This window comes from Flavobacterium subsaxonicum WB 4.1-42 = DSM 21790 (assembly GCF_000422725.1).
GTDB classification, from domain to species: Bacteria; Bacteroidota; Bacteroidia; order Flavobacteriales; family Flavobacteriaceae; genus Flavobacterium; species Flavobacterium subsaxonicum.
This window is the reverse complement of sequence record NZ_AUGP01000017.1, coordinates 191,797-217,362: the sequence shown is the minus strand read 5'-3', so window position 1 is coordinate 217,362 and position 25,566 is coordinate 191,797. Positions and strand designations below refer to the sequence as shown.

At 40.7% G+C, this 25,566-nt stretch carries 22 protein-coding genes, 1 tRNA gene and 2 pseudogenes; 14 read left to right on the top strand and 11 right to left on the bottom strand.

What is annotated here, in order from left to right:
- Nucleotides 1-55 precede the first annotated feature (55 nt).
- Complete coding sequence (locus tag G509_RS0103780) at nucleotides 56-1,189, bottom strand: MFS transporter (RefSeq protein WP_026990304.1); 1,134 nt, start codon at nucleotides 1,187-1,189, stop codon at nucleotides 56-58.
- A 327-nt stretch (nucleotides 1,190-1,516) separates the two neighbouring features.
- Between G509_RS0103780 and araA the strand changes: the two genes are divergently transcribed.
- From araA to G509_RS0103755, 5 genes are all read left to right on the top strand, one after another.
- Nucleotides 1,517-3,010 carry an L-arabinose isomerase gene (gene araA / locus G509_RS0103775; protein ID WP_026990303.1) on the top strand — a complete coding sequence of 498 codons (1,494 nt, stop codon included), beginning with the start codon at nucleotides 1,517-1,519 and terminating at the stop codon, nucleotides 3,008-3,010.
- Between the two features lie 40 nt (nucleotides 3,011-3,050).
- The gene (locus G509_RS0103770) at nucleotides 3,051-4,757 is read left to right on the top strand and encodes a sodium:solute symporter family transporter (RefSeq protein WP_026990302.1); all 1,707 of its coding nucleotides are present in this window, start codon (nucleotides 3,051-3,053) and stop codon (nucleotides 4,755-4,757) included.
- A 21-nt stretch (nucleotides 4,758-4,778) separates the two neighbouring features.
- Entirely contained in the window at nucleotides 4,779-5,447 is a 669-nt protein-coding gene (gene fsa / locus G509_RS0103765; protein ID WP_026990301.1) for a fructose-6-phosphate aldolase, read from the top strand.
- Nucleotides 5,448-5,449: 2 nt separating this feature from the next.
- On the top strand, nucleotides 5,450-6,295 hold the full coding sequence (locus G509_RS0103760) for a transketolase (RefSeq protein ID WP_026990300.1): 846 nt from the start codon (nucleotides 5,450-5,452) through the stop codon (nucleotides 6,293-6,295).
- Nucleotides 6,296-6,396: 101 nt separating this feature from the next.
- Complete coding sequence (locus G509_RS0103755; protein WP_026990299.1) at nucleotides 6,397-7,356, top strand: transketolase family protein; 960 nt, start codon at nucleotides 6,397-6,399, stop codon at nucleotides 7,354-7,356.
- A 60-nt stretch (nucleotides 7,357-7,416) separates the two neighbouring features.
- Here G509_RS0103755 and G509_RS0103750 read toward each other — a convergent pair whose 3' ends face one another.
- Nucleotides 7,417-8,091, bottom strand: a complete 675-nt coding sequence (locus G509_RS0103750; protein WP_026990298.1) for a YoaK family protein — start codon at nucleotides 8,089-8,091, stop codon at nucleotides 7,417-7,419.
- Between the two features lie 96 nt (nucleotides 8,092-8,187).
- Between G509_RS0103750 and G509_RS0103745 the strand changes: the two genes are divergently transcribed.
- Nucleotides 8,188-8,574 carry a hypothetical protein gene (locus G509_RS0103745; RefSeq protein ID WP_026990297.1) on the top strand — a complete coding sequence of 129 codons (387 nt, stop codon included), beginning with the start codon at nucleotides 8,188-8,190 and terminating at the stop codon, nucleotides 8,572-8,574.
- A 36-nt stretch (nucleotides 8,575-8,610) separates the two neighbouring features.
- Here G509_RS0103745 and G509_RS0103740 read toward each other — a convergent pair whose 3' ends face one another.
- From G509_RS0103740 to trxB, 7 genes are all read right to left on the bottom strand, one after another.
- Nucleotides 8,611-10,422, bottom strand: coding sequence for an amidohydrolase (locus G509_RS0103740; RefSeq protein ID WP_026990296.1), 1,812 nt, complete (start codon nucleotides 10,420-10,422; stop codon nucleotides 8,611-8,613).
- Between the two features lie 67 nt (nucleotides 10,423-10,489).
- Complete coding sequence (locus tag G509_RS0103735; RefSeq protein ID WP_026990295.1) at nucleotides 10,490-11,446, bottom strand: alpha/beta fold hydrolase; 957 nt, start codon at nucleotides 11,444-11,446, stop codon at nucleotides 10,490-10,492.
- A gap of 41 nt (nucleotides 11,447-11,487) precedes the next feature.
- A complete protein-coding gene (locus tag G509_RS0103730) occupies nucleotides 11,488-12,177 on the bottom strand; it encodes a hydrolase (RefSeq protein ID WP_026990294.1) in 690 nt (229 codons plus the stop codon).
- Nucleotides 12,178-12,270: 93 nt separating this feature from the next.
- Complete coding sequence (locus G509_RS0103725; RefSeq protein ID WP_026990293.1) at nucleotides 12,271-13,056, bottom strand: alpha/beta hydrolase; 786 nt, start codon at nucleotides 13,054-13,056, stop codon at nucleotides 12,271-12,273.
- Nucleotides 13,057-13,310: 254 nt separating this feature from the next.
- Complete coding sequence (locus G509_RS0103720) at nucleotides 13,311-14,417, bottom strand: NADH:flavin oxidoreductase (RefSeq protein ID WP_026990292.1); 1,107 nt, start codon at nucleotides 14,415-14,417, stop codon at nucleotides 13,311-13,313.
- Between the two features lie 18 nt (nucleotides 14,418-14,435).
- Nucleotides 14,436-14,735 (bottom strand): ArsR/SmtB family transcription factor, encoded by a 300-nt coding sequence (locus G509_RS0103715; RefSeq protein ID WP_026990291.1) that lies wholly within the window; start codon nucleotides 14,733-14,735, stop codon nucleotides 14,436-14,438.
- A 149-nt stretch (nucleotides 14,736-14,884) separates the two neighbouring features.
- Nucleotides 14,885-15,838: a thioredoxin-disulfide reductase gene (trxB, locus tag G509_RS0103710; RefSeq protein ID WP_026990290.1), complete on the bottom strand. Its 954-nt coding sequence runs from the start codon at nucleotides 15,836-15,838 to the stop codon at nucleotides 14,885-14,887.
- A 198-nt stretch (nucleotides 15,839-16,036) separates the two neighbouring features.
- On the opposite strand from trxB, the gene G509_RS0103705 reads away from it, so the two are divergent.
- The 5 genes from G509_RS0103705 to G509_RS0103680 all read left to right on the top strand — a co-directional run bounded on the left by G509_RS0103705 (nucleotide 16,037) and on the right by G509_RS0103680 (nucleotide 20,666).
- Nucleotides 16,037-16,111, top strand: a tRNA-Pro gene (locus tag G509_RS0103705).
- Between the two features lie 297 nt (nucleotides 16,112-16,408).
- On the top strand, nucleotides 16,409-16,939 hold the full coding sequence (locus tag G509_RS21410; protein WP_051199927.1) for a phage integrase SAM-like domain-containing protein: 531 nt from the start codon (nucleotides 16,409-16,411) through the stop codon (nucleotides 16,937-16,939).
- A gap of 308 nt (nucleotides 16,940-17,247) precedes the next feature.
- A complete protein-coding gene (locus G509_RS0103695) occupies nucleotides 17,248-18,285 on the top strand; it encodes an RHS repeat domain-containing protein (RefSeq protein WP_280512618.1) in 1,038 nt (345 codons plus the stop codon).
- 486 nt (nucleotides 18,286-18,771) lie between these two features.
- On the top strand, nucleotides 18,772-19,479 hold the full coding sequence (locus tag G509_RS0103685) for a hypothetical protein (RefSeq protein WP_026990287.1): 708 nt from the start codon (nucleotides 18,772-18,774) through the stop codon (nucleotides 19,477-19,479).
- A 143-nt stretch (nucleotides 19,480-19,622) separates the two neighbouring features.
- Nucleotides 19,623-20,666, top strand: a complete 1,044-nt coding sequence (locus G509_RS0103680) for a tyrosine-type recombinase/integrase (protein WP_026990286.1) — start codon at nucleotides 19,623-19,625, stop codon at nucleotides 20,664-20,666.
- Nucleotides 20,667-20,722: 56 nt separating this feature from the next.
- Here the strand turns inward: G509_RS0103680 and G509_RS0103675 are convergent, their stop codons facing one another.
- Together G509_RS0103675 and G509_RS0103670 are read right to left on the bottom strand one after the other, a co-directional pair.
- Nucleotides 20,723-21,382: a hypothetical protein gene (locus G509_RS0103675; protein WP_026990285.1), complete on the bottom strand. Its 660-nt coding sequence runs from the start codon at nucleotides 21,380-21,382 to the stop codon at nucleotides 20,723-20,725.
- 1 nt (nucleotide 21,383) lies between these two features.
- A pseudogene (locus tag G509_RS0103670) lies at nucleotides 21,384-22,442 on the bottom strand (RHS repeat-associated core domain-containing protein); the annotation flags it as partial.
- 469 nt (nucleotides 22,443-22,911) lie between these two features.
- Between G509_RS0103670 and G509_RS23705 the strand changes: the two are divergent.
- The 3 genes and pseudogenes from G509_RS23705 to G509_RS0103650 form a co-directional block, all read left to right on the top strand.
- Nucleotides 22,912-23,376, top strand: a pseudogene (locus G509_RS23705) (DNA topoisomerase); the annotation flags it as partial.
- 179 nt (nucleotides 23,377-23,555) lie between these two features.
- Nucleotides 23,556-24,407, top strand: a complete 852-nt coding sequence (locus G509_RS0103655; RefSeq protein WP_026990281.1) for an aldo/keto reductase — start codon at nucleotides 23,556-23,558, stop codon at nucleotides 24,405-24,407.
- 11 nt (nucleotides 24,408-24,418) lie between these two features.
- Nucleotides 24,419-25,564, top strand: coding sequence for an aldo/keto reductase (locus G509_RS0103650; RefSeq protein WP_026990280.1), 1,146 nt, complete (start codon nucleotides 24,419-24,421; stop codon nucleotides 25,562-25,564).
- The last annotated feature ends 2 nt before the right edge of the window (nucleotides 25,565-25,566 follow it).

The following is a 25,566-nucleotide window of genomic DNA, read 5'->3' as shown; positions in this document are numbered from 1 at the left end:
CTGAATTTTATGAAATAAATTAGGATAAAGTACTTTTTGTGTATGAATTTGATAGCTAAATTTTAGCCCTTGTAGAAAGTATTACTACAAACAATGCCATTACAGCCAGGAATAAAAAAGATATTTTAAGAGAGCTGGCTTCGGCAAGAAAACCAATAACAGGCGGGCCCACTAAAAATCCTACGAAGCTTATTGTAGATACTGCCGCAATAGCCGGGCCGGGCAGCATAGTAGTGCTTCTGCCTGCCGCGCTGTACACCATTGGCACTACCGATGATATACCTGCACCCACCAGCATAAAGCCTATAAGCGCCGGTACAAAGGTGGGGAAAATTACTACTACAAGCAATCCGGCGGTGCTTAGTGCACCACTAACCTGTAGCGTAGTCTTTAGGCCGAAACGGTGCGAGAACCAGTCGGCTACAAAGCGGCCAGCCGCCATAAAGCACATGCCGGCGGTATAGCCTGCGCCAATAAGGGCTTCTTCGGTCTGCACCACTTTCTTAAGATAAATAACGCTCCAGTCGAACATTGCACCCTCTACCACCATAGAGCAAAAGGCAATCAGCCCCAGCGAAATAAGCGATTTATCGGGCATAACAAACCCAGATCCCTCGCTTTTAACAGGGCTGCGGTCGTTATGTAAAAAGTTCCAGCAAATAACTATGGTGGCAATAATTATAACGGCAATAATAATAAAGTGGGTTTGGGGTACAACACCCTGTGCTATCATTAAAGTACCAACGCCGGCACCAAGAAAACCAGCCAGGCTCCACAGCCCATGAAAAGACGCCATAATGGGTTTTGTGTACATAACCTCGGTAGCAACCGCCTGCGTATTGACCGATATGTTTACCGCGTTACTCGCTAATCCGTAAACTGTCAGGCAGGCAACCAGTACAAAGGTAGTATCTGCATAGCCCAGGCTAACCAAAGCCAAAGCATACAGCGTTAACGCGATAGCCAGTACTTTACGGCTGCCCATTTTTGTAACCGCCCAACCCGATATGGGTAACGACAGCATTAGCCCCACGGGTAATGCAAAAAGCACCCCGCCCAACTGCGCATCAGATAAGGATAGTTTTTGCTGTATGGTAGCTATGCGCGATGCCCAGCTTGCAAAACACAAACCGGCCATAAAAAACATGGCGGCAACAGCAATACGAAATGTTTTAGGGGAGTGGCTCATTGGTAAACGTAATTGGTAGGGCAAATATATATTAATAAGTGTATTTGTAACAATTATTTAATGGTTCATTGCCTTGTTTTGAAGCAAAAAAAATATAAACTGTTATTATTATCTGCTAAGTTTAGTGGGATAATTTAATTTATATAATAATTTTTAGAACGTAAATCAAACAATCTTATATTTTTTTTGCCGATTGCTTGTATATGTCAAAAAATTAGTGTTATTTCGACACTTATTAAATTTTGATTTCTTTAACGTTCTGATTAAGCAAATTAGCATCGGCTAAGGGAGTCGCAAACACAAACAATCCTTTTTTAATTACATATTATGATAAATTTAAAAACATTTGAAGTTTGGTTTATAACAGGAAGCCAGCATTTATATGGCGAAGAAACTTTAAATCTGGTTGCAGAACATTCTAAAGCAATTGCTGCCGGCATAGATGCCGCAGGGCAAATACCCGTACGCGTGGTTTACAAGCCTACAGTAAAAACTACACAAGAAATATACGATACCTTAGTAGCAGCAAATACTGCCGAAAACGTAATTGGGGTAATTACCTGGATGCATACATTTTCGCCTGCTAAGATGTGGATTCGCGGGCTTAGCGTTTTAAACAAACCGTTATTGCACCTGCACACACAATATAACCGCGACATACCGTGGAGCTCTATAGATATGGACTTTATGAACCTTAACCAAAGCGCACACGGCGACAGGGAGTTTGGTTTTATGGTATCGCGCATGCGTAAAAACCGCAAGGTAGTTGTTGGCCACTGGCAGGATCCTGAGGCTTTGGCCGAGATAGGCGCATGGACAAGGGCTGCGGCAGGATGGTACGACTGGCAGGGTGCTAAATTTGCACGTTTTGGCGATAATATGCGTTTTGTTGCCGTTACTGATGGCGATAAAGTAGAGGCCGAACTTAAATTCGGGTTTTCTGTAAACAGTTATGGTATAGGCGATCTTGTGGCTTTAATTGAGCAGGTTTCCGCAAACGATATCGATAAATTGGTGGCAGAATACCAGGAATTATATACAATGACAGATGACCTTAAGCCGGGTGGCGAAAGGCATTCATCGGTATACGAAGCTGCAAGGATAGAAATCGCGCTTCGTAAATTTTTAGTAGACGGTGGCTTTAAAGGCTTCTCTGATACTTTTGAAGACCTGCATGGTATGGTACAATTACCGGGCCTTGCCGTACAGCGCCTATTGGCCGATGGCTACGGCTTTGCCGGTGAGGGCGACTGGAAAACAGCTGCTTTGGTGCGTGCATTTAAAGTAATGGGCAGTGGCCTTGAAGGCGGTAACGGCTTTATGGAAGACTATACCTATCATTTTGCTCCGGATAATTCGTTAGTATTAGGTTCGCACATGCTGGAAATAGATGCATCGCTTGCAAGCACTAAGCCATCGTTAGAGGTTCACCCATTGGGTATTGGCGGCAAGGCAGATCCTGCAAGGCTGGTATTTAATGTTGCCGGTGGTGCTGCGCTAAACGCTTCTATTGTAGATATGGGCAACCGTTTCAGGATGATCGTTAACGAGGTTGAGGCCGTAGAGCCGTTGGAAGAACTTCCTAACCTGCCGGTTGCACGTGTACTTTGGAAACCGTTACCGGATATGAAAACAGGTTGTGCCGCATGGATCTATGCCGGTGGTGCACACCACACAGCTTACAGCCAGAACCTTTCGGCAGAGCTGATACAGGACTTTACAGATATGGCAGGAATCGAATTTTTGCGTATAGGTAAAGATACTAAACTGGACCAGTTTAGAAACGAGATTAGATGGAACGACGCTGCTTATAAATTATAGAGTGCTGCTTTAAGCACTGCTAACCAAACCAAACTAAATTATGGGCAAGTTTTCTACCATCGATTATGTAATTTTTATTGTGTACTTTTTCCTGGTATCCGGCTACGGGTACTGGATCTATAAAAGCAAAAAGAAGAAAGAAGGAGAGGTATCCGATTCTAAAGACTTCTTTTTAGCCGAGGGCTCTCTTACATGGTGGGCCATCGGGGCATCGCTAATAGCGAGTAACATTTCTGCAGAACAGTTCATCGGCATGAGCGGTAACGGTTTTGTTGTGGGTGTGGCTGTTGCCGCTTACGAGTGGATAGCTGCCATAGCACTTATTATTGTGGCCGTATGGTTTATACCGGTGTATCTTAAAAACAGGATATTTACCATGCCACAGTTTTTAGAAACACGTTACAACCAGACTACCAGCCTTATTATGTCTATATTCTGGCTGTTTTTATATGTGTTTGTTAACCTTACATCTATACTTTATTTGGGTGCTAAGGCAATATCTGCAATGGCAGGGCCTGAGCATTTTCATGCTATTGTAATAGCAATGGCTGTTTTCTCGTTGGTAATTACCCTTGGCGGGATGAAAGTAATAGGCTTTACCGATGTTATACAGGTAGTAGTACTTGTAATAGGAGGCCTTGCAACCACTTACATAGCACTAACACTGGTAAGCGAGCATTTTGGACTTGGCAGCAATGCTCTTGCAGGTTTTAGTAAAATGATGGAAGACGCGCCGGACCACTTTAAGCTTATGGCTGAAAAACCGGGTCCGGGGGCTACACAGGCCGACGTAAATAAATACCTTATGTTACCCGGCATTGCCATGTATTTTGCAGGTATCTGGATTGTTAACCTTAATTACTGGGGCTGTAACCAGTACATTACACAGCGTGCGTTGGGTGCCGACCTAAAAACGGCGCGTACTGGTATTTTATTTGCAGGATTAATGAAACTTGCCATGCCGGTTATTGTAATGCTTCCGGGTATTGCAGCGTACGTATTGTATAAAAACGGAGCCCTTCAAACCGAAATGGGTGTGGGCGATGCTTTTAACTCAGATAATGCTTACTCGGCAATCCTGGGTTTTTTGCCAACGGGCCTAAAAGGGCTATCGGTAGCAGCATTAACAGCGGCTATTGTGGCGTCGCTTGCGGGTAAAGCAAATAGTATATCAACTATTTTTACCCTTGATATTTACAAAAGGTACATAAACAAAGATGCCGAAGAAAAGAAAATGGTTGTTGTAGGGCGCTTTGCTATACTTGCCGCCATTATCTTCTCGGTAGTACTAACCTGGAACGATGCTCTTGATATAGGGGGCGAAGGTGGTTTTACCTTCATACAAAAATATACCGGCTTCTTTAGCCCGGGTGTATTTGCAGTGTTCCTGTTAGGTATGTTCTGGAAACGTACTACAGGTGCGGCAGCGGTAACAGGTGTTGTAATGGGTGTTGTACTTTCGGTTTTCTTTAATGATTATGCCGTTAAGGTATTTGGCCCTGAAACATGGTTATGGACAGGTTATTTAAACAAAGCAGGTGTTTACGAAATTCCGTTCCTTATAAATATGGGCTGGGCGTTTGTGTTTACCTTACTGCTTATGATAGTTATAAGCCTTGCCGGACCTAAAATAAATCCAAAAGCTTTTAAACTGGACACTACCATGTTTAAAGTAGCACCATCAACACTGGCACTTATAGTGGTAACACTGCTTTGTGTAGCAGGCCTTTACATTACATTCTGGTAAAAAACAAAAAGAAGAAAGAATATGAAATTTTTTATTGACACTGCAAACCTTGCACAAATTAGGGATGCCCACGATATGGGCGTTCTTGATGGTGTTACCACAAACCCCTCGCTAATGGCAAAAGAGGGCATTACGGGTAAAAACAATATATTAAAACACTATGTAGATATTTGTAATATTACCGATGGCGATGTGAGTGCCGAGGTTATTGCTACTACATTTGATGAAATGGTGGCCGAAGGCGAAGAGCTTGCCGCACTGCACGAGCGCATTGTGGTAAAGCTCCCCATGATTAAAGATGGCGTTAAGGCGGCTAAATATTTTTCTGAAAAAGGTATTAAAACCAACGTTACTTTAGTGTTCTCTGCCGGGCAGGCATTGCTTGCCGCCAAAGCAGGGGCTACCTATGTATCGCCATTTATTGGCCGTTTAGATGATGTATCTACCGATGGCTTACAGCTTATCGAAGACATTCGCCTTATTTACGATAACTACGGTTATGAGACCGAGATATTAGCAGCATCGGTACGCCATACCATGCACATTGTAAACTGTGCCAAGCTGGGGGCCGATGTTATTACAGGCCCGCTTAGCGCAATAGAATCTTTATTAAAACACCCGCTTACAGATAATGGACTGGCCCAGTTTTTAGCCGACCATAATAAGGCAGCGGCTGCAGCAACAGTATAATTATGAAACACGATATAGCACAATTAGAGCGTGTAGCCTCTCAGGTTCGCCGCGATGTTGTTAGAATGGTACACGGCTGCCAGAGTGGCCACCCCGGAGGTTCTTTAGGGTGCGCCGATTTTTTAGTGGCTCTGTATTTTGAAGCCATGAACCGCAAAGAGGGTTTTGATATGAACGGGGTGGGCGAAGATTTGTTCTTCCTTTCCAACGGGCATATTTCTCCGGTATTTTACAGCGTACTGGCACACTCAGGTTATTTTGATCCTAAAGAGCTGGCAACCTTCCGTAAACTGGAGTCGAGGTTACAGGGCCACCCTACAACGCACGAGCATCTTCCGGGTGTGCGCATTGCATCAGGGTCTCTTGGGCAGGGCATGAGCGTTGCCATTGGTGCGGCACTTACTAAAAAGCTAAACGGCGATAAATCTATAGTATATACGCTTCATGGCGATGGCGAATTGCAGGAAGGCCAGATTTGGGAAGCCGCAATGTTTGCCCCGCACAATAAGGTAGATAACCTTATTTGCACGGTAGATTATAACGGCCAGCAGATAGATGGCCCTACAAGCCAGGTACTTTCTTTGGGCGACCTTAAAGCTAAATTTGTGGCTTTTGGATGGACGGTTTTAGAAGGTGAAGGCAACGATATGGCAAAAGTAGTAGAGGTACTGGCCGAGGCAAAAGCCCTTACAGGCAAAGGCACCCCGATTATGATATTGCTTAAAACCGGAATGGGCCACGGCGTAGACTATATGATGGGCAGCCACAAATGGCACGGCGCAGCACCAAACGACGCGCAATTGGCTTTGGCATTGGCACAACTTGAAGAAACGCTGGGAGATTATTAATTTTTAGATTGAAGATTTGAAATTGAAAGATTTAAAGATTCAGCAACTGTAGCAACAGTGGGATTTTTCAATTTTCAATTTCAAATTTTAAATAGAACAAAATGAAAAAATATACATATACAGAAAAAAAAGATACCCGATCGGGTTTTGGCGACGGGCTTTTAGAAGCCGGTAAACGCAACCCCGATGTGGTGGCGCTTTGTGCCGACCTTGTGGCGTCGCTTAAAATGCAGGATTTTATAAATGCGTTTCCAGAGCGTTTTGTACAGGTAGGCATAGCCGAGGCCAACATGATTGGCATTGCTGCGGGTATGACTATTGGTGGCAAGATACCGTTTACGGGTACGTTTGCCAACTTTTCTACAGGCAGGGTGTACGATCAGATTCGCCAGAGTGTGGCGTATTCTGACAAGAATGTAAAAATATGTGCCTCGCACGCCGGGCTTACCCTTGGCGAAGATGGTGCTACCCACCAGATACTTGAAGATATTGGCCTTATGAAAATGCTTCCGGGCATGACGGTTATCAATACCTGCGATTACAACCAGACCAAAGCGGCTACCATTGCTATTGCCGAGTATGAAGGTCCGGTTTACCTGCGCTTTGGCCGCCCGGTGCTACCCGTGTTTACCGATGCCGACCAGAAATTTGAAATAGGCAAAGCATGGATGGTTAACGAAGGTGCCGATGTAAGCATTTTTGCTACAGGGCATTTGGTTTGGGAAGCCATACAGGCCGGCGAAAAACTTGCCGAAGAAGGTATTGATGTAGAGATTATCAACATACATACCATAAAGCCATTAGATGCCGAGGCGGTATTAAAATCTGTAGCCAAAACAGGCTGCGTGGTTACTGCCGAAGAGCACAACAGGCTTGGTGGGTTGGGCGACAGTATTGCGCAACTGCTTTCTACCACTAACCCTACACCACAGGAATATGTGGCTGTAGATGATAGTTTTGGAGAAAGCGGCACACCGGCACAGCTTATGACAAAATATGGCCTTGATGCCGAGCATATTATTGCAGCGGTTAAAAAAGTTATAGCCCGCAAAAAGGCATAAAAATACAGTTTGGTTATTGTGATAAGATTCCCCTTCATGTGAGCTATTGAAGGGGAATTTTTATTTACTGTCGCTACTGTTTCGGCGGGTTAAAAAATAGCATATCAGCATGCCAATGCCCGGTAGTATAATGGCCTGTAGCCCGAAATTATTGGCGGCAAGTGCACCTGTAAAGCATCCGCCTAAAAAGCCGATAATGGCGTACAGTTGCTTTTTTAAACCGGCCATTACATCGGCATCCTTTAACCCTGATTTAAGCAGGCTGCCAAAATCTAATGATGCCTGGGTAACATTGCCCGTCATCATGGTGGTAGGCCCGTAAGTTTCTTTACCAAAAAGTTTCCCGAATGCGTTTTGCAATCCCATAGCAAAAACAATCATCATTACAATAGTGTAGGTAATAGTAACGCTGCCCGAAATATCGCAATAAAATGCTATGCATCCACACATCAATAACAACAGGCCCTCTAAAAGTAAGAGTATATGCTTGTTGGCTGTCTTGCCGGCTATCCACCCTCCGGTTATAATCGAAATTATAAACACCGGAAATGTTAGCAGCTTTATCCAGGAGTTTGCATCAAACCCTTTTGTAGCCTGGTAGGCAAACACTATAAAGTTGCCGGTAACGTGTGCCGAGAACACCGCATCGGCAGACACAAACGTAACCGTATCGCAATAGCCTGCCACGGCGGCTAAAAACAGTGTTACAAAGCCTATGTTGTTTTGTTGTTCCATTTTTTTAAAATTAGTAGTACTAACTATGTGTTAAGTAGTTTAATTAAGCAATTGGGTTTTGTTATCTTTAATAGTTATAATAACCTACCTTACTTTATGGATATATCTACCCAACTTTTCTGGCTTTTTACCATGGCATTGCCCATCGGTTGCATTGCCTGGACCGTTACCCACGAAGAAGTATTTAGAGAACCCCGCGAATATTGTGTTAATTGCAGCAAGAATGGTAAGACGTTGCTTAGGCGAAAATTCTTCTACCTTTTTACCTGCGAATACTGTTTTAGCCATTACGTTACGGTGGTATTTTTACTGTTTACAAAATTCCAATTGCTGTTGCCGGACTGGCGCGGTTACGCAATTGCAGGCTTTGCGCTTGTATTTGTCGCTAATTTTTATATGAGCATTTTTGCACTGTTGCGACAGGCTATTAAAAAAGAAAAAACCGAAATAGAAGTGTTACAAAAAGAGGTAGGCCAAGATTAGGCTACCTCTTTTTTGTTTTTTATACGCTAAAGCGAATTAGTTTTTCTGATAGCCGCCAAAGTAATTAACAGGGCTCCAGTCTGGTATAGCCTTAACCTGTGGTGCTGCAAACGCCCTGAAATCGGCATCGGCATATACCACTTTACCATTAACCACCGTAAGTTTCGATTCTATATTTAAGATGTTATCTTCTGCCGTAGCAAAATAATCATCAGATAATATGGCGAAATCGGCCAGGTAATTTTCTTTTAAGGCGCCCCTGTCTTTATCAAGGTTAATAAGCTGTGCGCTGCCCTGGGTAAAAAGTTTAAGGGCGGTGGTGCGGTCTACAATATTTTCGGGAGCCATGTATTGTAAGCCGCCCAGCGTTTTACCGGTAGTAAGCCAGTACAGGCCAACCCAAGGATTGTAGCTGGCTACACGTGTACCATCGGTACCCATGCCTACTTTAATGCCCATATCCATCATTTTTTTAAGCGGAACAGTATTGGCCGCAGCCGTTTTGCCGTAGCGTTTTATAAACGCCTCGCCCTGATAGGCCATCCTGTGTTGTATGGCAATACCGCCGTTTAAGGCTTTAATGCGTTGCAAATTCTCTGTAGAAACCGTTTCGGCGTGATCAAAAAACCACAGCAGGCCATTTAGCGGGTTTTCTTTATTAATGTCTTCTATCACATTTAAAAATCGTGTGATGCTCTCATTATAGGTAGCATGTATCCTAAAGGGCCACTTGTTTTTTATAAGTAGTGAAAGCACTGCCTTAAGTTGGCCTTCCATAGCGGGGCTAAGGTCGGGCCTTGGCTCATCAAAATTCTCAAAGTCGCCGGCGCTCATTACAAGGTTCTCGCCGCCGCCCTGCACATGGTATTCTAATTTAGGCAGTTTCCCAAATTTTTTAGTGTTATCCTGAGGCACATCGCAGCCATCGCCAATTTCTACGCTGCTAATCCATTTAGTGTAATCGGCCAGTTCGTTACCCGCTTTTTGAGCGAACAGGTAATAAGGCATCCTTACGGTAAGCTCGTTATTTTCGCAAAGCTTGCCGGTAACACCATAGTCATCCGGATAATTCTGAAAGCCACCACCTGCATCCATAATAGCAGTAACACCAAGGCGGTTCATTTCTGTCATAAACAATTTGGTAGAGTTTACCTTTTCTTCGGGGCTAAGCTCCGGCAGTTTAGACAGGGTAGAGTACAGTATAAAAGCATTAGGCTCTGCTATCAGCATGCCCGTTGGGTTGCCGTATATATCTTTCTCTATAAGCCCCCCGTTGGGATTGGGTGTATTGGCATCTAATTTTAGGGTAGCAATACCCGCTTTGTTTAAATAGGCATGGCCGTACAGGTGCAGTACAAAGGTGGGTACATCTCCGGTTGCCTGGTTTATCTCGTCCAGAGTAGGTAGCCTTTTTTCTTCGAACTGATAAGCATTCCAACCACCCACAACGCGTACCCACTGACCTTTTGGCGTTCTGGCAGCCTGTTCTTTAAGCATGGCTAATGCTCGTTTTAACGATTTTACACCATCCCAGCGCAGCTCTGTATTAAAAAAGCGGCCGCCACGGATAATATGCATGTGCGAATCGAACAACCCGGGAATGATAGTCTTGCCTTTGGCATCTATAACAGTTGTGTTCTTATTTTTAAGCTTTAGTATCTCGCTGTTTTTTCCGGTTTTAATAATCCTGCCATCGGCAACGGCAAGGGCTTCGGTAACGGTATTTTTATCGTCCAGCGTATGTATTTTTGCGTTGTGCACAATAAGTGTGGCAACGGTTTTGTTCTGCGCAAAGCTTACGGATGTAAACAACAGCAGCAGGCAGGTTATTTTGGTAAAAATTTTCATGATGGGTATTTTTAGGTTGAATTGCGATGTAAAAAATAAAGGCTGTGCCGTAAGCACAGCCTTGTAGTTACTCTTCTATAAACTTTAAAAGTTCGGTATTAAACTTTACCCTTTCTTCTACAAATAATTCGTGGCCGCTGTTTTCAAAACGCACCAGTCGCGAATTTTTAATGCTTTTCTGGGCGTTTTCTGCAATAGCAAAAGGCACAACATTATCTTTAGTACCGTGCAAAAACAACACGGGGATGGTTACTTTGCTTAATCCACTTCTTAAGTCGGTATCGCGTAAGGCAATAAGGCACTGGGTAACGGCATAAGGCGATGCCTCCATGCTCATATCATAAAACCATTTTCGGATACCGGGAGAAATAGAGGTGGCACTGGCGCCAAAAATTTTATCGAGGCCTTCGTATAATACGGTCCTGTCGGCTTTTAGCTGGCTTATCATACCGTCTATATTTTCTTTTTTAGGCCCGAACGAATAATCCGGCCTTTGGGTAAACAACGGTGTGGCACCACCAAAAAAGGCAAGTTTAGAAACGTGTGCAGCGTTATGGCGAATAACATAGTTAAGCACAATACCTCCACCCATAGAGTGGCCGCCTAAAGTGGCATCTTTAATATCGAGCTTATCGAGTACTACTTTAATATCATCGGCAAAAACATCGTAGTTGTATTTGCCATACGGCTTGCCCGACTGGCCAAAGCCCCTCATGGTTATGCCTATAACCCTGTAGCCTTTGTCTACCAGTTCCTGGTATTGATAATCGTACATGGCATCGCTAAAAGGCCATCCGGGAATAAGTACAACTACTTTTCCGTCGCCAACATCGGTAACGTGCAGCTTTACATTTTTTTCGACTTCGATAAATTCTTCCCTTCCGGCAGAAGCCGCCGAACGGTCGGCCGGCTTTTCTGCATTAGGAGGAGTGGTTGGCGCTTCTTGTTTATTACAGGCGTTTAGTAGCAGTAAGGTGCAAACTAATGCGGCTGTTTTTATATAATTAAGGTGTGTGGTTTTCATGCTGTTTGTCCTAATAAAAGGCAGGTTGGTTTTGTTATTTATTAGTGTTTTAGCATTTCGTGGCCGTATTGTACTCCAACACCGTAAGCACCACCGTATTTTTTAACAAGGTCGGTAACCGCTTTGTAGGTTTCCTGGCGAGCCCAGTCGCGTTGTAACTCTAAAAGGTATTGTAATGATGTAATAGGGTGGGCGCCTGCCTGTATCATCCTGGCAATTGCCATTTCGTGGGCTTCGGTAGATACATCGGCACTGGCATCGGCAATAAAATAAACCTCATAACCATCGTTAATGGCAGATAGGGCAGGGCCAACTATACAAACGCTTGTCCATAAACCGCCCAATACAATTTTCTTTTTGCCTTTGCCAACAATAGCTTTGTAGGCATTTGCATCTTCCCAAGTATTCATGCTGGTACGGTCGATGTAATTAGAGGTTTTTTGAGGGTAAAATTCTTCAACTTCCCTAAATACCGGACCACTGAACGATTTTTCTGCAACGGTAGTTACAATGGTTGGTACATTAAAAATTTTAGAAGCCCCGGCAACCAAAGCGGTGTTGGTTCTAAGCCTGTCTATTGGCATACTGCCTACTGCAAATGCCATCTGGCTTTCGTAGTCTACAAGTATTAATGTGTGGTTTGTAGGGTTCAATAATCCCGGACCTGGTTTTTGTGCAAAGGCACTAAAAGACGATACAACTAAGGCTGCTGTTAAAAGTAATTTTTTCATGATAAATAAAAATTTGTGGTTAATAATGAATTTGTGATTTTTGTTTTTAAATGAATATTGGCAATTATTGTTATTTGTATTTGAGCAAAATGGTTACGATTTATTTTCGAGCCAGCAGGCAATAAAGTTGGCTTCGTTTTTCCAGGTGGGCTGGCCAAGCACAAAATGGTTGCTGCCTTCAAACTCCATATAGTCGATTACCGACTCTTTGTTTTTGTACTTTTTATAGTTAGAAAAGTTTAATGATGCCGGCATTATATGATCTGTACTACCGGCAATAAACAGCAGTGGTGCGTGTTGTTTTTTAAAATCTATTTTGGCAGCATCGGATAAACCATCGCGTATTAAAAGTTTAGATTCCGGCACGGCATAGCTCTCGTAAGCATTTTTTTGATCCTGTAAAGGCATGTTGTTGGTAAAAGCATACTGCCATTGTTTAAAAGGCATCAGGTACGTTTGTTTAACCGATGTAAACAACCCAAGCGGGCCCATAGCCGATTTGTAGAACGACCATTTAAAGGTAAACACCCCCTGCGGCGGAACCGAGTGTATAGCCACACCGGCCACACCAAATTTGCGTTGCAGCAAAAGCTGCACTATAAGCCCGCCCATAGAGTGGCCTATTAAAATGGGCTCTTCGGGCATTTTTAAAATGATATTTACATAATATTCTACCAGTTCGGCGAGCCTTAAAGTAGCCAGATCTGAATCGGGGTGGCGGTTGCGCAACACCTCTGCCGGGGCATCTTTAAACGGCCATGCCGGTGCAAGTGTTGTAAAGCCTTTCTCTTCAAAAAAAAGTTTCCAGTTGTTCCATGTGGTGTGGCTTACAAAAGCGCCGGTTATAAATAAAATAGTATTAGATCTGGTGGTTTTCATGTAACGTATACTTAATTGCCTGTTGCGCTTGGTATATGCCAAATAGAATGCCTTAATTTTATTTATTTGATAATCAGTATTTTATATAGTTTTTATGAAGTTGAAATCAACGGGATTTCGTTGATTATGCTTTTTTCAACGAAATCAGGTAAAATAATTAACAAAAAGCGAGGGGGGAAGGTACAGTGTGAGCTAAAAACAAAAAATCCCTCCTGCAAAACAGGAAGGATTTTGATATTTTTTTGAATAAGATGTTATTCCATAACCAATTCGGCTAAAGCCTCTTTACTAAAGCCTTTAAGCTCTTCGGTTTGGCCGGCTTTAATTTTTTTGGTCCAGTTAGGGTCGGCTAAAATTGGCCTTCCTACCGCAACCAGGTCGAAATCGCCACGGTCTAAACGACGTGTTAATTCGTCGAGAGAGCTTGGCTGAGAGCTTTCGCCTGCAAAGGCACCAAAGAAATCGCCGCTAAGGCCAACAGAACCAACAGTAATAGTAGCCTTGCCTGTAATTTTTTTAGCCCAACCCGCAAAGTTAAGGTCAGACCCCTCAAATTCAGGCTCCCAGAAACGGCGTTGCGAGCAATGTAAAATATCTACGCCGGCATCTACCAACGGGTTTAGCCACGCTTCCATTTCGTTAGCATTAGCAGCCAGTTTATAATCATAAGCCGATGGCTTAAATTGCGATAGCCTTATAATGATGGCGAAGTCTTCGCCAACACGCCTTCTAACTTCTTTAATAACCTCTACGCCAAAACGGGTACGTTCAGCAAGGGTTTTACCGCCATAGCCATCGGTACGCTGGTTGGTGCCATCCCAAAAAAACTGGTCGATAAGATAACCGTGTGCCCCATGAAGCTCTACCGTATCAAAACCAAGTCTTTTGGCATCGGCAGCAGCCTGGCCGTAAGCTAAAATAGTATCTTCTATATCTTTAGTTGTCATGGCAGAACCATTGTTGTTACCCGGCCTGTTTAAGCCAGACGGCCCCTCGAAAGGTACCGGCGGCACCCAACCCGAATGGTGGTTGTCCATAACGCCCATGTGCCATATTTGCGGCCCCATCTGGCTACCTGCGCTATGTACGCCATCTATTACATGCTGCCAGCCTACAAGGGCTTTATCACCGTAAAAATGAGGTACGTTACCATCGTTAGAAGCCGATGGGCGGTTAATAACCGTACCTTCAGATAATATAAGGCCAACTTCGCCTTCGGCTCTTTTTTGGTAGTAGGCAGCAACAGCATCGGTTGGTATTCCGTCTGGTGAGAATGAACGCGTCATAGGCGCCATTACAATACGGTTTTTTAAGTTTAGGGATTTTAGCGCAAAGGGCGCAAACAAGCTATCTGTACTCATTTTTTGTATGTCTGTAATTTATAAATCAGTTTTTATGGCCTCGGTAAAATTTTTAATTGCCTGCTCGTTGCGTTTGTAGTAGGTCCATTGTCCCATTCGGGTGGCCTCTACAAAGCCGGCGCGCAGCAAAACAGAAAGATATTCTGAAATTGTAGACTGTGTAAGTCCTGCCTTAACCTGTATTTGGCCAACGCAAACGCCATGCTCGTAACCATTGGGCTTTTGCTCCGGAAAGCTTGCTTCGGGGTCTTTTAGCCACTCTAATATTTGCAGGCGCGATTTGTTAGATAATGCCTTAAAAATTTCTACCTGATCCATGATACAAAGTTATATCGGTTTTTTCCGATATGTAGATTTGGTAAGTTAAATTAATGCTATACAAAAGTATAGGGCAGAGGATTGCCCATAAAAAAGCCGGACATTACTGCCCGGCTCTATATAAAATGTTTTGCCTTTTGGCACAAAAATTAGTGGCTGCCAAGTTCGCCCAGGTAACGCTCTGCATCAAGAGCAGCCATACAGCCACTGCCTGCTGCTGTAATAGCCTGGCGGTAATCTTTATCCTGTACATCGCCTGCCGCAAATACACCCGGCAGGTTTGTTTTGGTTGTTTTAGGCTGCGTAATTAAATAGCCTGTCTCGTCCATTTCAAGCTGGCCTTTAAAAATATCTGTATTAGGTTTGTGCCCAATAGCAACAAATAAACCGGTAACGGCAATTTCTTGTTTTTCGCCGCTTTGGTTGTTTACAACCCTTAAGCCCTCAACCACCTGATCGCCCAGTACCTCGTCTACTTCGGTATTGTAAAGAACAGTTAAGTTAGGCGTGTTTTGCACACGGTGTTGCATTGCCTTACTGGCGCGCATAACATCTTTACGTACCAGCATGGTTACATTTTTGCAAATGTTAGCAAGGTACGTAGCCTCTTCGGCAGCAGTATCCCCGGCGCCCACAATGGCAACATCCTGTCCGCGGTAAAAGAAACCGTCGCACACGGCACACGCCGAAACGCCACCGCCCCTTAGGCGCTGTTCGCTTGGCAGGCCAAGGTATTTTGCCGTAGCCCCGGTAGAAATTATTATGGTATGTGCAAGCACTTGTTTATTTGTATCTATGGTAACTTTATGCCAGCCACCTTGTTCTGTGCTAAATTCTACAGCGGTAGCCATACCTATGCGCACCTGCGTGCCAAAGCGTTCTGCCTGCTGTTGCAACTGCAGCATCATAGTAGGGCCATCTATACCCTCCGGATAACCAGGAAAGTTATCTACCTCTGTAGTAGTGGTTAATTGCCCACCCGGCTCCATACCTGTATACATAATCGGGTTCATATCAGCCCTGGCGGCATAAATGGCTGCCGTGTATCCTGCAGGGCCTGAACCTATAATTAAACACTTGATTTTTTCTATAGTATCAGACATAATATTAATTGCTAATTTGAAAATTTAACGATGCAAATGTAAGTTTTTAAACAAACAATAACTAACCAAAAACAGCTGTTTTAGCTATCATGAAATAAAAATACCTTATAGTGTTTTGGTATATTAAATTAAATACTATATTTGCACCCACAATTACAGCACACAGTAACACTGCCAGCCGTAATTTAAAAGACCACTCGGGGTGTAGCGTAGCCCGGTCATCGCGCCTGGTTTGGGACCAGGAGGTCGCAGGTTCGAATCCTGCCACCCCGACAAAAAAGAGGTCAAAACACCTCAAAACCCGTAAATTGTAAGAATTTACGGGTTTTTTTGTGCCTTTTAGTGTCAAAATATCCAAAAAAAATCAAAGTTAATGTGAGCAATTCGGTGAGTAAAAAGGGTATCCATTTTTTTACTCACAAAAAGTACTGTAAGTTACTGTATGTAAATGTTTTACACCTGTTTCTTTAACACTTTTTTATTGCCAAATGCAGCCTTTAAATGCCACTTTTTTAAAGCAGTTTAATTGAATCGGTACTTAATGTTCAGTTTAACTTAAATGCATTTGGTATGAAAAACACAAACACCTTTGGAATCCAGTTCGTTATTAGGATTTTTAAGCAGGGCAAAAGTAAGCAGGCTACTGTTTACGCCCGTATTACTGTAAATGGCCGTAGGGCAGAAATTTCCCTAAAACAAAAAGTTGACCCGGATGCGTGGGATGAGGTGAAAGGCCGCGCGAAAGGAAAGAGTGAAGAAATTATAAAGCTTAACAACTATATCGAACGTATACGCACGCTCATTGCTGATGATTACCATGATCTGGTGCAACAGCGTAAGCCCGTAACCGTTGATAGCGTTAAGTCCCTGTTCCTGGGCTGCGATGAGGAAATAATGACCTTGGTTAAACTCATGGACTACCACAGTGAGCATGCAGCACATAGACTGGCTCCCGGCACTATGAAGAATTACAAGACCACACAGCGATACATTATCAAATTCATCCGGCAGAAATACTATAGAAATGATATAGTTCTTTCTGAACTCAATTATAAGTTTCTAATGGACTTTGAGAGTTACCTGGTTAACTATACTGGATAAATTAATTATGTTGACCCCTTTCCGCCAATTTTATTTAGATCACTAATCACTTGAAATTCAAGAGAAATGGGGGTCAATCTAAATCGGCGAAAGGGGTCAATTACATTCGGTTTATGCAGTATGGGTTGCAAGTATTTTCAGCATGGTGACGAAGAAATAAATCAGCAAACACTAAGGAGCTATTTCCCGGCAGATAAAAATAATCCTGGGATTAAATATCGTGAAAATTAAACGTAAACTCATAAAGTTAACGATAAAATATAACTTTAATTAAGTAAATGTAACTATTTTTACATCAGAAACGTTCTTTGATTAACGATTACTATCCTTTCGGGATGCTTGTACCTGGAAGGCATGGCAATACACCAGAGTACCGTTATGGGTTTAATGGTATGGAGATGGATGATGAGTTAAAAGGCGAAGGGAATAGTTATACTACAGAATTTAGACAATATGATCCACGAATTGGTAGATTCACAAGTTTAGATCCAGCAATGAATCAATATGCTCAATTCTCGCCATACTCTATGTGCTTCAATAGCCCAATGTATTTTAAAGATACTAAAGGTGATGATCCTATTGGCGCAATAGGTGAAGCTGCGCTATCATTTGGCCTTAGTGTAGGGCTTGATTATTTGTCGGCTAGAATCTTAGAACAGTATAATCATGAACAAGCTATGAAGAAAATTAATTGGAAAGGAGCAGCTTATAATGCAGGAGAGACGTACGCAGTTTCTCTATTTTTTAGTGGAGCCGGAACTATCAGGGTTCTTAATAACATACGTAAGAATAAAATTGGTAAAATTGCTTTGGAAGTTGCTAATGAAGTTAAAGATATACTTATTGATAATTACACGAATGGAAATTATAATGATGAAGAAGGCAATTTCGTTTCGGAAAAGCTTTTTAATAAAGAAGAAATAACCACTATAATTTTTCAAGTTTTATCTCGTAAACTAATTAAATATGGTTTTGAAAAAGCTGTCAAATCCATTGAGAAAAGTTTAGATAAAGCAACCATTAAAAGAGATAGATTACAAATAAAATATGATAAAGCTATATCAGAATTCACTAATGCTTCTGGAAATAAAATAGCTAAAAAAGCTAAAAAAATGGATAAGGCAGGGAGAAAACTTGCTAAAGCAAACAATAATGTATCTAATTTAACACAATCAAGAAAAGAATTAGATGACATGGTAAATTCCGATTTAGTTAATGGCATAACAAACAAAGTGGCAGACAAAACCGAAAGTGAAACTGCCAAATTAACAATATCTTTTGGAGATGCAATTATTGAAGCAATCCCAGACGAAGGAATTCCGGATAAAAAAAATGGACAAAACTAAATATTTAATGGTATTTTTAATTGGTTATATTATTATATTATTTAGTATAAACCTAAATGTTTTTATAAATGATCAATTGCATTTTTTAATATATATTATATACTTTATTCTTATATTAATTTTATTTTCGAGTTTACTTCCTTCCAAAAAAAAAGGGGGTAGTATTTTATACTCATTGCTACTAACATGTGTTTTATGGACAGTCATAAACAGTCTTAACATTTTTTATTACACGAAGAAAAACCGTCTTACCGTTTATGAATTATCTTTAAAAGATATTAATATTAAAAAGAAAGATAATTCAGTGCAATTATATTATACATTTAATGGGACAGTAAATATTTATGCCGGTAAGGAGCTGCTAAAATATGATATTACAAGTAAGAATAAACAGTACTATAAAGATCACATAAAAATAAAAATATATTTAAAAAAAGGTATTTGGAAATCCTTTATAATTGTTAAACCAATTAAACTTTTTAAAAGATGAAACAGTTATATGCTTTCTTATTATTAGTATTATCATTTAATATGTACTCCCAAAATTATTTTGAGGGAATTGTTGAATACAATGTTGAAATTAAATTCCCAGATCATTTTAAGAATAGCAATGGAGAAAATATAGAAGACATTGACAAATTATATGATACGTTATCAAACCTTAAAAAGTTATATTATATCTGCAAAAATGGAAATTATGTAATAACTCCAAAACTTAATTCTAAAGTTAAACAACTTTATTTGTCTAAAATAAATACTATTTATTTTTTCAAAGACAACCTTGTAGTGGCAGCCAATGCTTCGGTTGATTTAGAGTCTACGATAGGTAAAAAGCCAACTGTGGAACTATTAACTAATGAGTCAATAGTGAATGGAATAAATTGTCGTGTTGTCAAAGTAGCTTGGAAATTAGGTACATATTATTATTATTACAATTCAGATTTTTTAAAAATTAACAATGAACCATTTAAGTTTCACACGTATGATATGTGGAATAAATATTTGGAAATTGCGAAATGTTTGCCCTTAAAAATCATTAAAGAAATTAATGGCTTTTCTACCACTACCTTAACATTTAAGAAAATGAAAATAAAAAGCATTAAGAATTCGGTCTTTAATTTACCCGCTATGAATGAAAATTTAGAATTATCGAGGTACAAACAACCTCATGAGAAGGTATATATCATAGAGTAAATACTTAATAAAGCTCGTATATAGAAGCACTGTAACCCGGATAGTCCGGCTTGTAATCCACGCTATAAAATTTAGACAATATAAAGTAATTGTCTTAAAATTGAGACGGCTTCTTATTTTATATATTTGGGCAAACAACTGTAATGAAAAAGCTAAGCCCATTCCTGCCTTTATTTAAACAATTTATAAAAGATACTGAGACTGGCAAGCGGCTCAAAAAAAATGGCGAGCGTATACAGCCGCAATCCATACAAAATTATTATTATGTAATGCAAAACCTGGTTCAGTTTAGTACAGAAGCCGGGTTTGAATTACGTATTTGCGATGCCTCTAAACTCAATTCGCGTGAGTTGCTGAGTGAAAAAAACTACTGGAAAAAGTTTTATCAAAAGTTTACCGGTTTTTTATACAAAAAAGGCTGTTATGATAATTATGTAGGTAACAATATAAAAACCATTCGCGTATTTTTTAACTATCTTAAAAACGATAAAGATTTTGCTACCGGCGATTTTCAACGTATGTTTTATGTGCGTAAAGAAGAAATAGATATTTTTGTGCTATCGCCAGATCAGTTAAAATTCCTGATACACAATAAAGAGTTTGAACAAAGCCTTATACCTTCGCTACGCCGTATTAAAGATGTTTTTGTTTTTGGGTGTACCACCGGGCTACGGTTCTCTGATATATTTTTACTTACCAATAAAAATATTGAGCATAATAATGGCGACTGGTACCTTAAACTAAAATCGCAAAAAACCAAGGTATTTAGCTATATAAAACTTCCGGGCTATGCTGTAGAAATTTACAAAAAACACAAACCGGATAATAGCAAAACTCCCATTTTTGGCACCATAAGCCTGTTTAACTTTAATAAAAGCTTAAAGCAAATAGGCGAACACGCTGGATTTACAACTATTGTAGAAGTATCGCGAGAAAAACAGGGCAAAACCAAAAAAATAACCAAAACGGCCAAATCACAAAATAGATTTTGCGATAAAATGAGTTCGCACATGATGCGCCGCACCGCTATAACTACCCTGCTTATTTTAGGAATGCCAGAACATTTAGTACGTAAAATAAGCGGGCATAGTACAGCAAGCAGCTCTTTTAACCGCTATGTGCACTATGCCCAGGCCTATATGGATACTGAAATTGAAAAGGTTTATGTTAAAATGGAGCAGTATTAATAATTTTATGCCATTATATATGTTACATGTTAGCATCTTTGAAATTACGTTGTCTTTTATCTGTTTTTCGGGTAGTAGAAAATAAAAAAATCCCTTATTTTCAAGCATAAAAATTTATCGCTTTCAGAATATTCGACGTAGTTAAAATTATAAGTTTCAGAATTAATAATTTTACAATCTTCTGCAATCATATTTACAGAGATTTCATTAGAATTTAAATTATTAATAATTACACCTGTGTTGCTAAAAAATTTTTTTAAAATTGTATTTTTATAAATACTATCGCCACATTTAAAAAAAGAATCGGCATTTGCTACTTTTCTGAAAATAACCTCTTGGTAATTAGATATATCAGCTTCTTTTAAAATATAATTACCAACTCGCTTGTACTCACCATTAACTGTATCTTTCCGATAAATGCGCCTTAGAAAATATCTATTTTTTTGAGGCGTAAATTTTACGCTACTGAAAAAGATTGAATCATTTTGAATTTCACCCAATTTAAGTTTGGAATTTGAATAAATATCTGTAAAAAATACCAAATCTTGATTTTTATTTAAAAAAACTTTATTGGTGTTGAAATGAAATTCATCACTGAAAATATTTGTAACATAATCTTCTTCCTGACAATAGGCGTAATTGCAAATTAGAAAAAAAAAGGTTAGAAATTTTATTTTCATAATATATTTAAATTGAGGTAATTTATTTATAATCATATCAATTGTTTTTAGTAGTGGTAGTAGTAGTTAATGTACCTGTGACATTCGGTTGTTTATCATAACTATTTGAGGTATCTATCTTAATCTGATTTGGATTTACACCTCTACTGGTAAACCATTTGATTAATGTCTGTCCTCTCAATTTTACAAGTTCATTTGAAGTATCGCCATCAGCCATTAACCCTCCCATATCAAGTATATCTTTATTTTTTTTATAATAAGTATTAGGACTTAATGTAATTGTATTATTTGGATTTGCTTTTAATTTGTTTAAAATTGGTCCTAATATTTTTGCTGCTTCTTGAGGATCAGCAAAGTTTTTCCTATCATTTTCAAAATCTACCGATAATTTAACTTTGTCAATCCGCGTGGTTGTACTAGATGTAATGACATTGTTTGGTTGTTTTATTGCCACATTTGGTTTGGGAACTGTCTTCTTTACCGATGGTTGATTCACTTTCTTTATAACATCTAATTGTTTTGTTGTTTGAATAGCCGGCTTTTCGACATTTACAATGATTGGGGATGTAATTAATTTGTTATTATCATTTGGATCAGTGGCGGGTACTTCGACACTAGGAGTAGGCAATGGTTTCCCTGGTGTAACTTTAAATGATTTATGAAGTCTATATTGCGAATCTCCTGCATAATGATAATCATATGTAGTAATTTCAGTTTCTGCTCCAGGATCACCCTCTTGAATGACTTCCTTATATGCTTTATGATATTCACCTGTCTTTGGATCTTCAAATTCATCATAATATGTTCCATATACATTAATCTTAAAAACATTTACTTTAGTTCGTGTTAATTCTTCTAATCCGTCTAAATCTACTGCCCATATTGGCCTGTTTCCCGCAAATTGATATGGAGTGTAATAAGGATAGCCTGAAAATAAGGGATCCATACTTAAGAATCTCCCTAACCTGGGGTCATAGATCCTAAAACCGTAATCATATTGTAAGCCTTCGCCCTTCACTTCATCATCCATTTCTTTGCCATTAAACCCATAACGGTACTCTGGCGTGTTGCCATGCCTTCCAGGTACAAGCATCCCGAAAGGATAGTAATCACTGCACGATTGTACAGCGGGTTCTAACTTTAAATCTTAGTTCAAGATAAAAATAGCGTTTTTTTTAACTGGATAAAAATTTTATCGATTTAATTATGTGCAAAAAAATAATGAAAATATTTTTAGAGATTCGTTAAACCTAACCAACTGTTCACAATTGTCATCTTTTTACACTAAATCTCTCTCTTACTGGTAATCGAAACCGCTATAAACATATTGATAAAAGAGATTGCAGATGTCTGTGGCATCACTTTGGGTCAGATCCCTGACCGAAAAGGCACTCAGGCATGCTTTTGCCAACTTATTGCCGGGAAAAGACTTCGAGAACCTGTACCTCGCCGCCAGGGCACGCAGCAGTGCGGACTGGCTGGTCGGAATCAATGCTTCGCAGGCGCTCAGTATAGCAGCAGGTACAGGGGTTTACTCCCTTGGCCGTGTGTAAACGCCCACCTTAGGCTTAATCTGCAAAAGGTTTTTGAAAGACCGTGACCATAAACCCACAAAATACTGGCAGATTCAGCTGTCACATACCAAATCATTTATAGAATTCGGGAGCGATGGTACTTTGCATTTTGATACACAGCAGGAAGCCGAAGAATCTTTAAAATCGATACAGCGCCATGGCCACGCCACAGTATCCAGGATACTATCAGAAACCGTTCATGAACCCGTTCCATTGCTGTTTGATCTGACGGCATTGCAAAAGGAAGCTAACCGGAAGTAGGGGTTAACTGCATCTGAGACACTTGATATAGCCCAGGGCTTATATGAAAAGCAGTTTATCACCTATCCGCGTACGGGCAGCAACTATCTAACTCAGGATGTATGGGCCGAAATACCGGGACTCATAAGAGGCCTTCAGCACGATCCGGAACTTGGCAAAAATATTTCAAAAATAAAGTTCGGCAGGCTAAACTGATTACTTAAACAATTGAAAATCTTGTATCGACAAATTCTTACTTTGTTAGTCATAATCAGTGATAATGGTTGGTAAATCCGTAATTTGTATACCACATTACCGCTCCTAAATCCCGAAATTTGTTACTGACATAATTTTCAGCGATACAGAAATATATCGTGTTTTAAACATTAAAAATAATGGAAAAAGTAAAATTAAACAATGGTATAGAGATGCCCATACTTGGCTTTGGTGTATTTCAGGTAGCCGATTTGGCAGAATGCGAACAGGCAGTGGTTGATGCTATTGACACAGGCTACAGGCTTATTGATACTGCAGCCTCTTACATGAATGAAAAAGCTGTTGGCAAAGCAATTAAAAGAAGCAACATTGCAAGGGAAGAGCTTTTTATTACGACAAAACTTTGGGTAACCGATGCCGGGTACGAAAACACCATTAAAGCATTTAATAAATCTTTAGAATTACTACAACTGGAGTATTTGGACCTCTACCTTATCCATCAGCCGTATGGCGATATTTACGGATCATGGCGCGCCATGCAGGAGCTGTACCATCAGGGAAAAGTAAGGGCTGTTGGTGTATCCAACTTTCAGCCAGACAGGGTTATGGATCTTATCGCTAACACCGGTTTTACACCTGCCATCAACCAAATTGAAACACATCCGTTTCACCAGCAAGCCGATACACAGAAATTCCTTCAGGATAATAATGTACAAATCGAATCGTGGGGGCCTTTCGCTGAAGGTAAAAATGACATCTTTACCAATGATGTTTTAGCAGCCATTGCAGCAAAATATGATAAAACGGTAGCTCAGGTTATCCTAAAATGGCTAACGCAGCGAGGTGTAATTGCCATCCCAAAATCGGTACGTAAAGAACGAATGGCCGAGAACTTAGACATTTTTGATTTTAAGTTATCTACAAAAGACATGGAAGCTATAAAAGCCTTAGATACTAATGCCAGCCTGTTTTTTGACCACAGGGATCCAAACATGGTAAAATGGCTGAGCGAACGCAAATTAACCCGCTAACATATTTTAATATGAACAGAAGATCAGTTATAAAAACGGCAGGGCTTGTATTGGCAGGAACCGCTTTGTTGCCTTTGGATACACTTGCATTATCCGTCGGAGCAGATGATAATTCCGGGAAAGATAGCAAAACTCCTTCAACGGCTTCGGGTAAGCGAAAGCTCGGTTCCTTGGAAGTCTCAAGTATTGGCCTTGGTGTACAAAACATGAGCCGCACCTACCAGACAACGGTTCCTTCCCGGCCTGAAATGCACAACATCATTCGCAAAGCGTATGACAATGGTGTTACTCTTTTTGACGCAGCAGAAGCATATGGTCCCTTCGAGGTAGAAAAGATACTGGGCGAAGCGACCGCTTCTTTCCGTAATAAGATTGTTATAGAAACGAAGTTTGGCTGGAATATCGACCAGAATACAGGCCAGCGGCTACCGGGCTTAAACAGCAAGCCGGACCATATTAAAGTTGTGGTTGAAGGTATGCTGAAACGCCTTCGTACGGATAGGATTGACTTGCTGTACCAACACCGTGTAGACCCTAATGTGCCTATTGAAGATGTTGTAGGTGCAATTAAGGATCTTATAAAAGAAGGAAAAGTAGTGCATTACGGTCTTTCTGAGCCGGGGGTGCAAACCGTAAGGCGTGCACACGCTATCCATCCTGTTACGGCTATCCAAAACGAATATTCTTTGCTATGGCGTGGCCCGGAAGAAAAGATCATACCGCTTTGCGAAGAGCTGGGTATCGGCTTTGTGCCCTGGAGCCCGCTTGGCGTAGGATTTCTTACGGGTGCTATTGATGCCGACACACGCTTTGCACCGGGTGATATCCGTGGCATGGAAAGCCGTTTTTCGCCTGAAAATATACAGGCGAACATAGCCCTGGTTGACCTGATTAAAAAATGGGGTGAGCAGAAAAAGGCAACACCTGCCCAGATTTCGCTGGCTTGGCTGCTTGCACAAAAACCGTGGATTGTACCCATTCCCGGTACCACGCAAATGGCGCACATGCTGGAGAATGTTGGGGCTGCTGCCGTAAAATTTAGTGTTGCCGAATTACAACAGTTCAATAGCCAGCTAAATGCAATTAAGGTTGTGGGCGAACGCTTACCAGCTATGGTACAGGCTTTTTCTGATGTAGAAGCCCCACTAAAAAAATAATT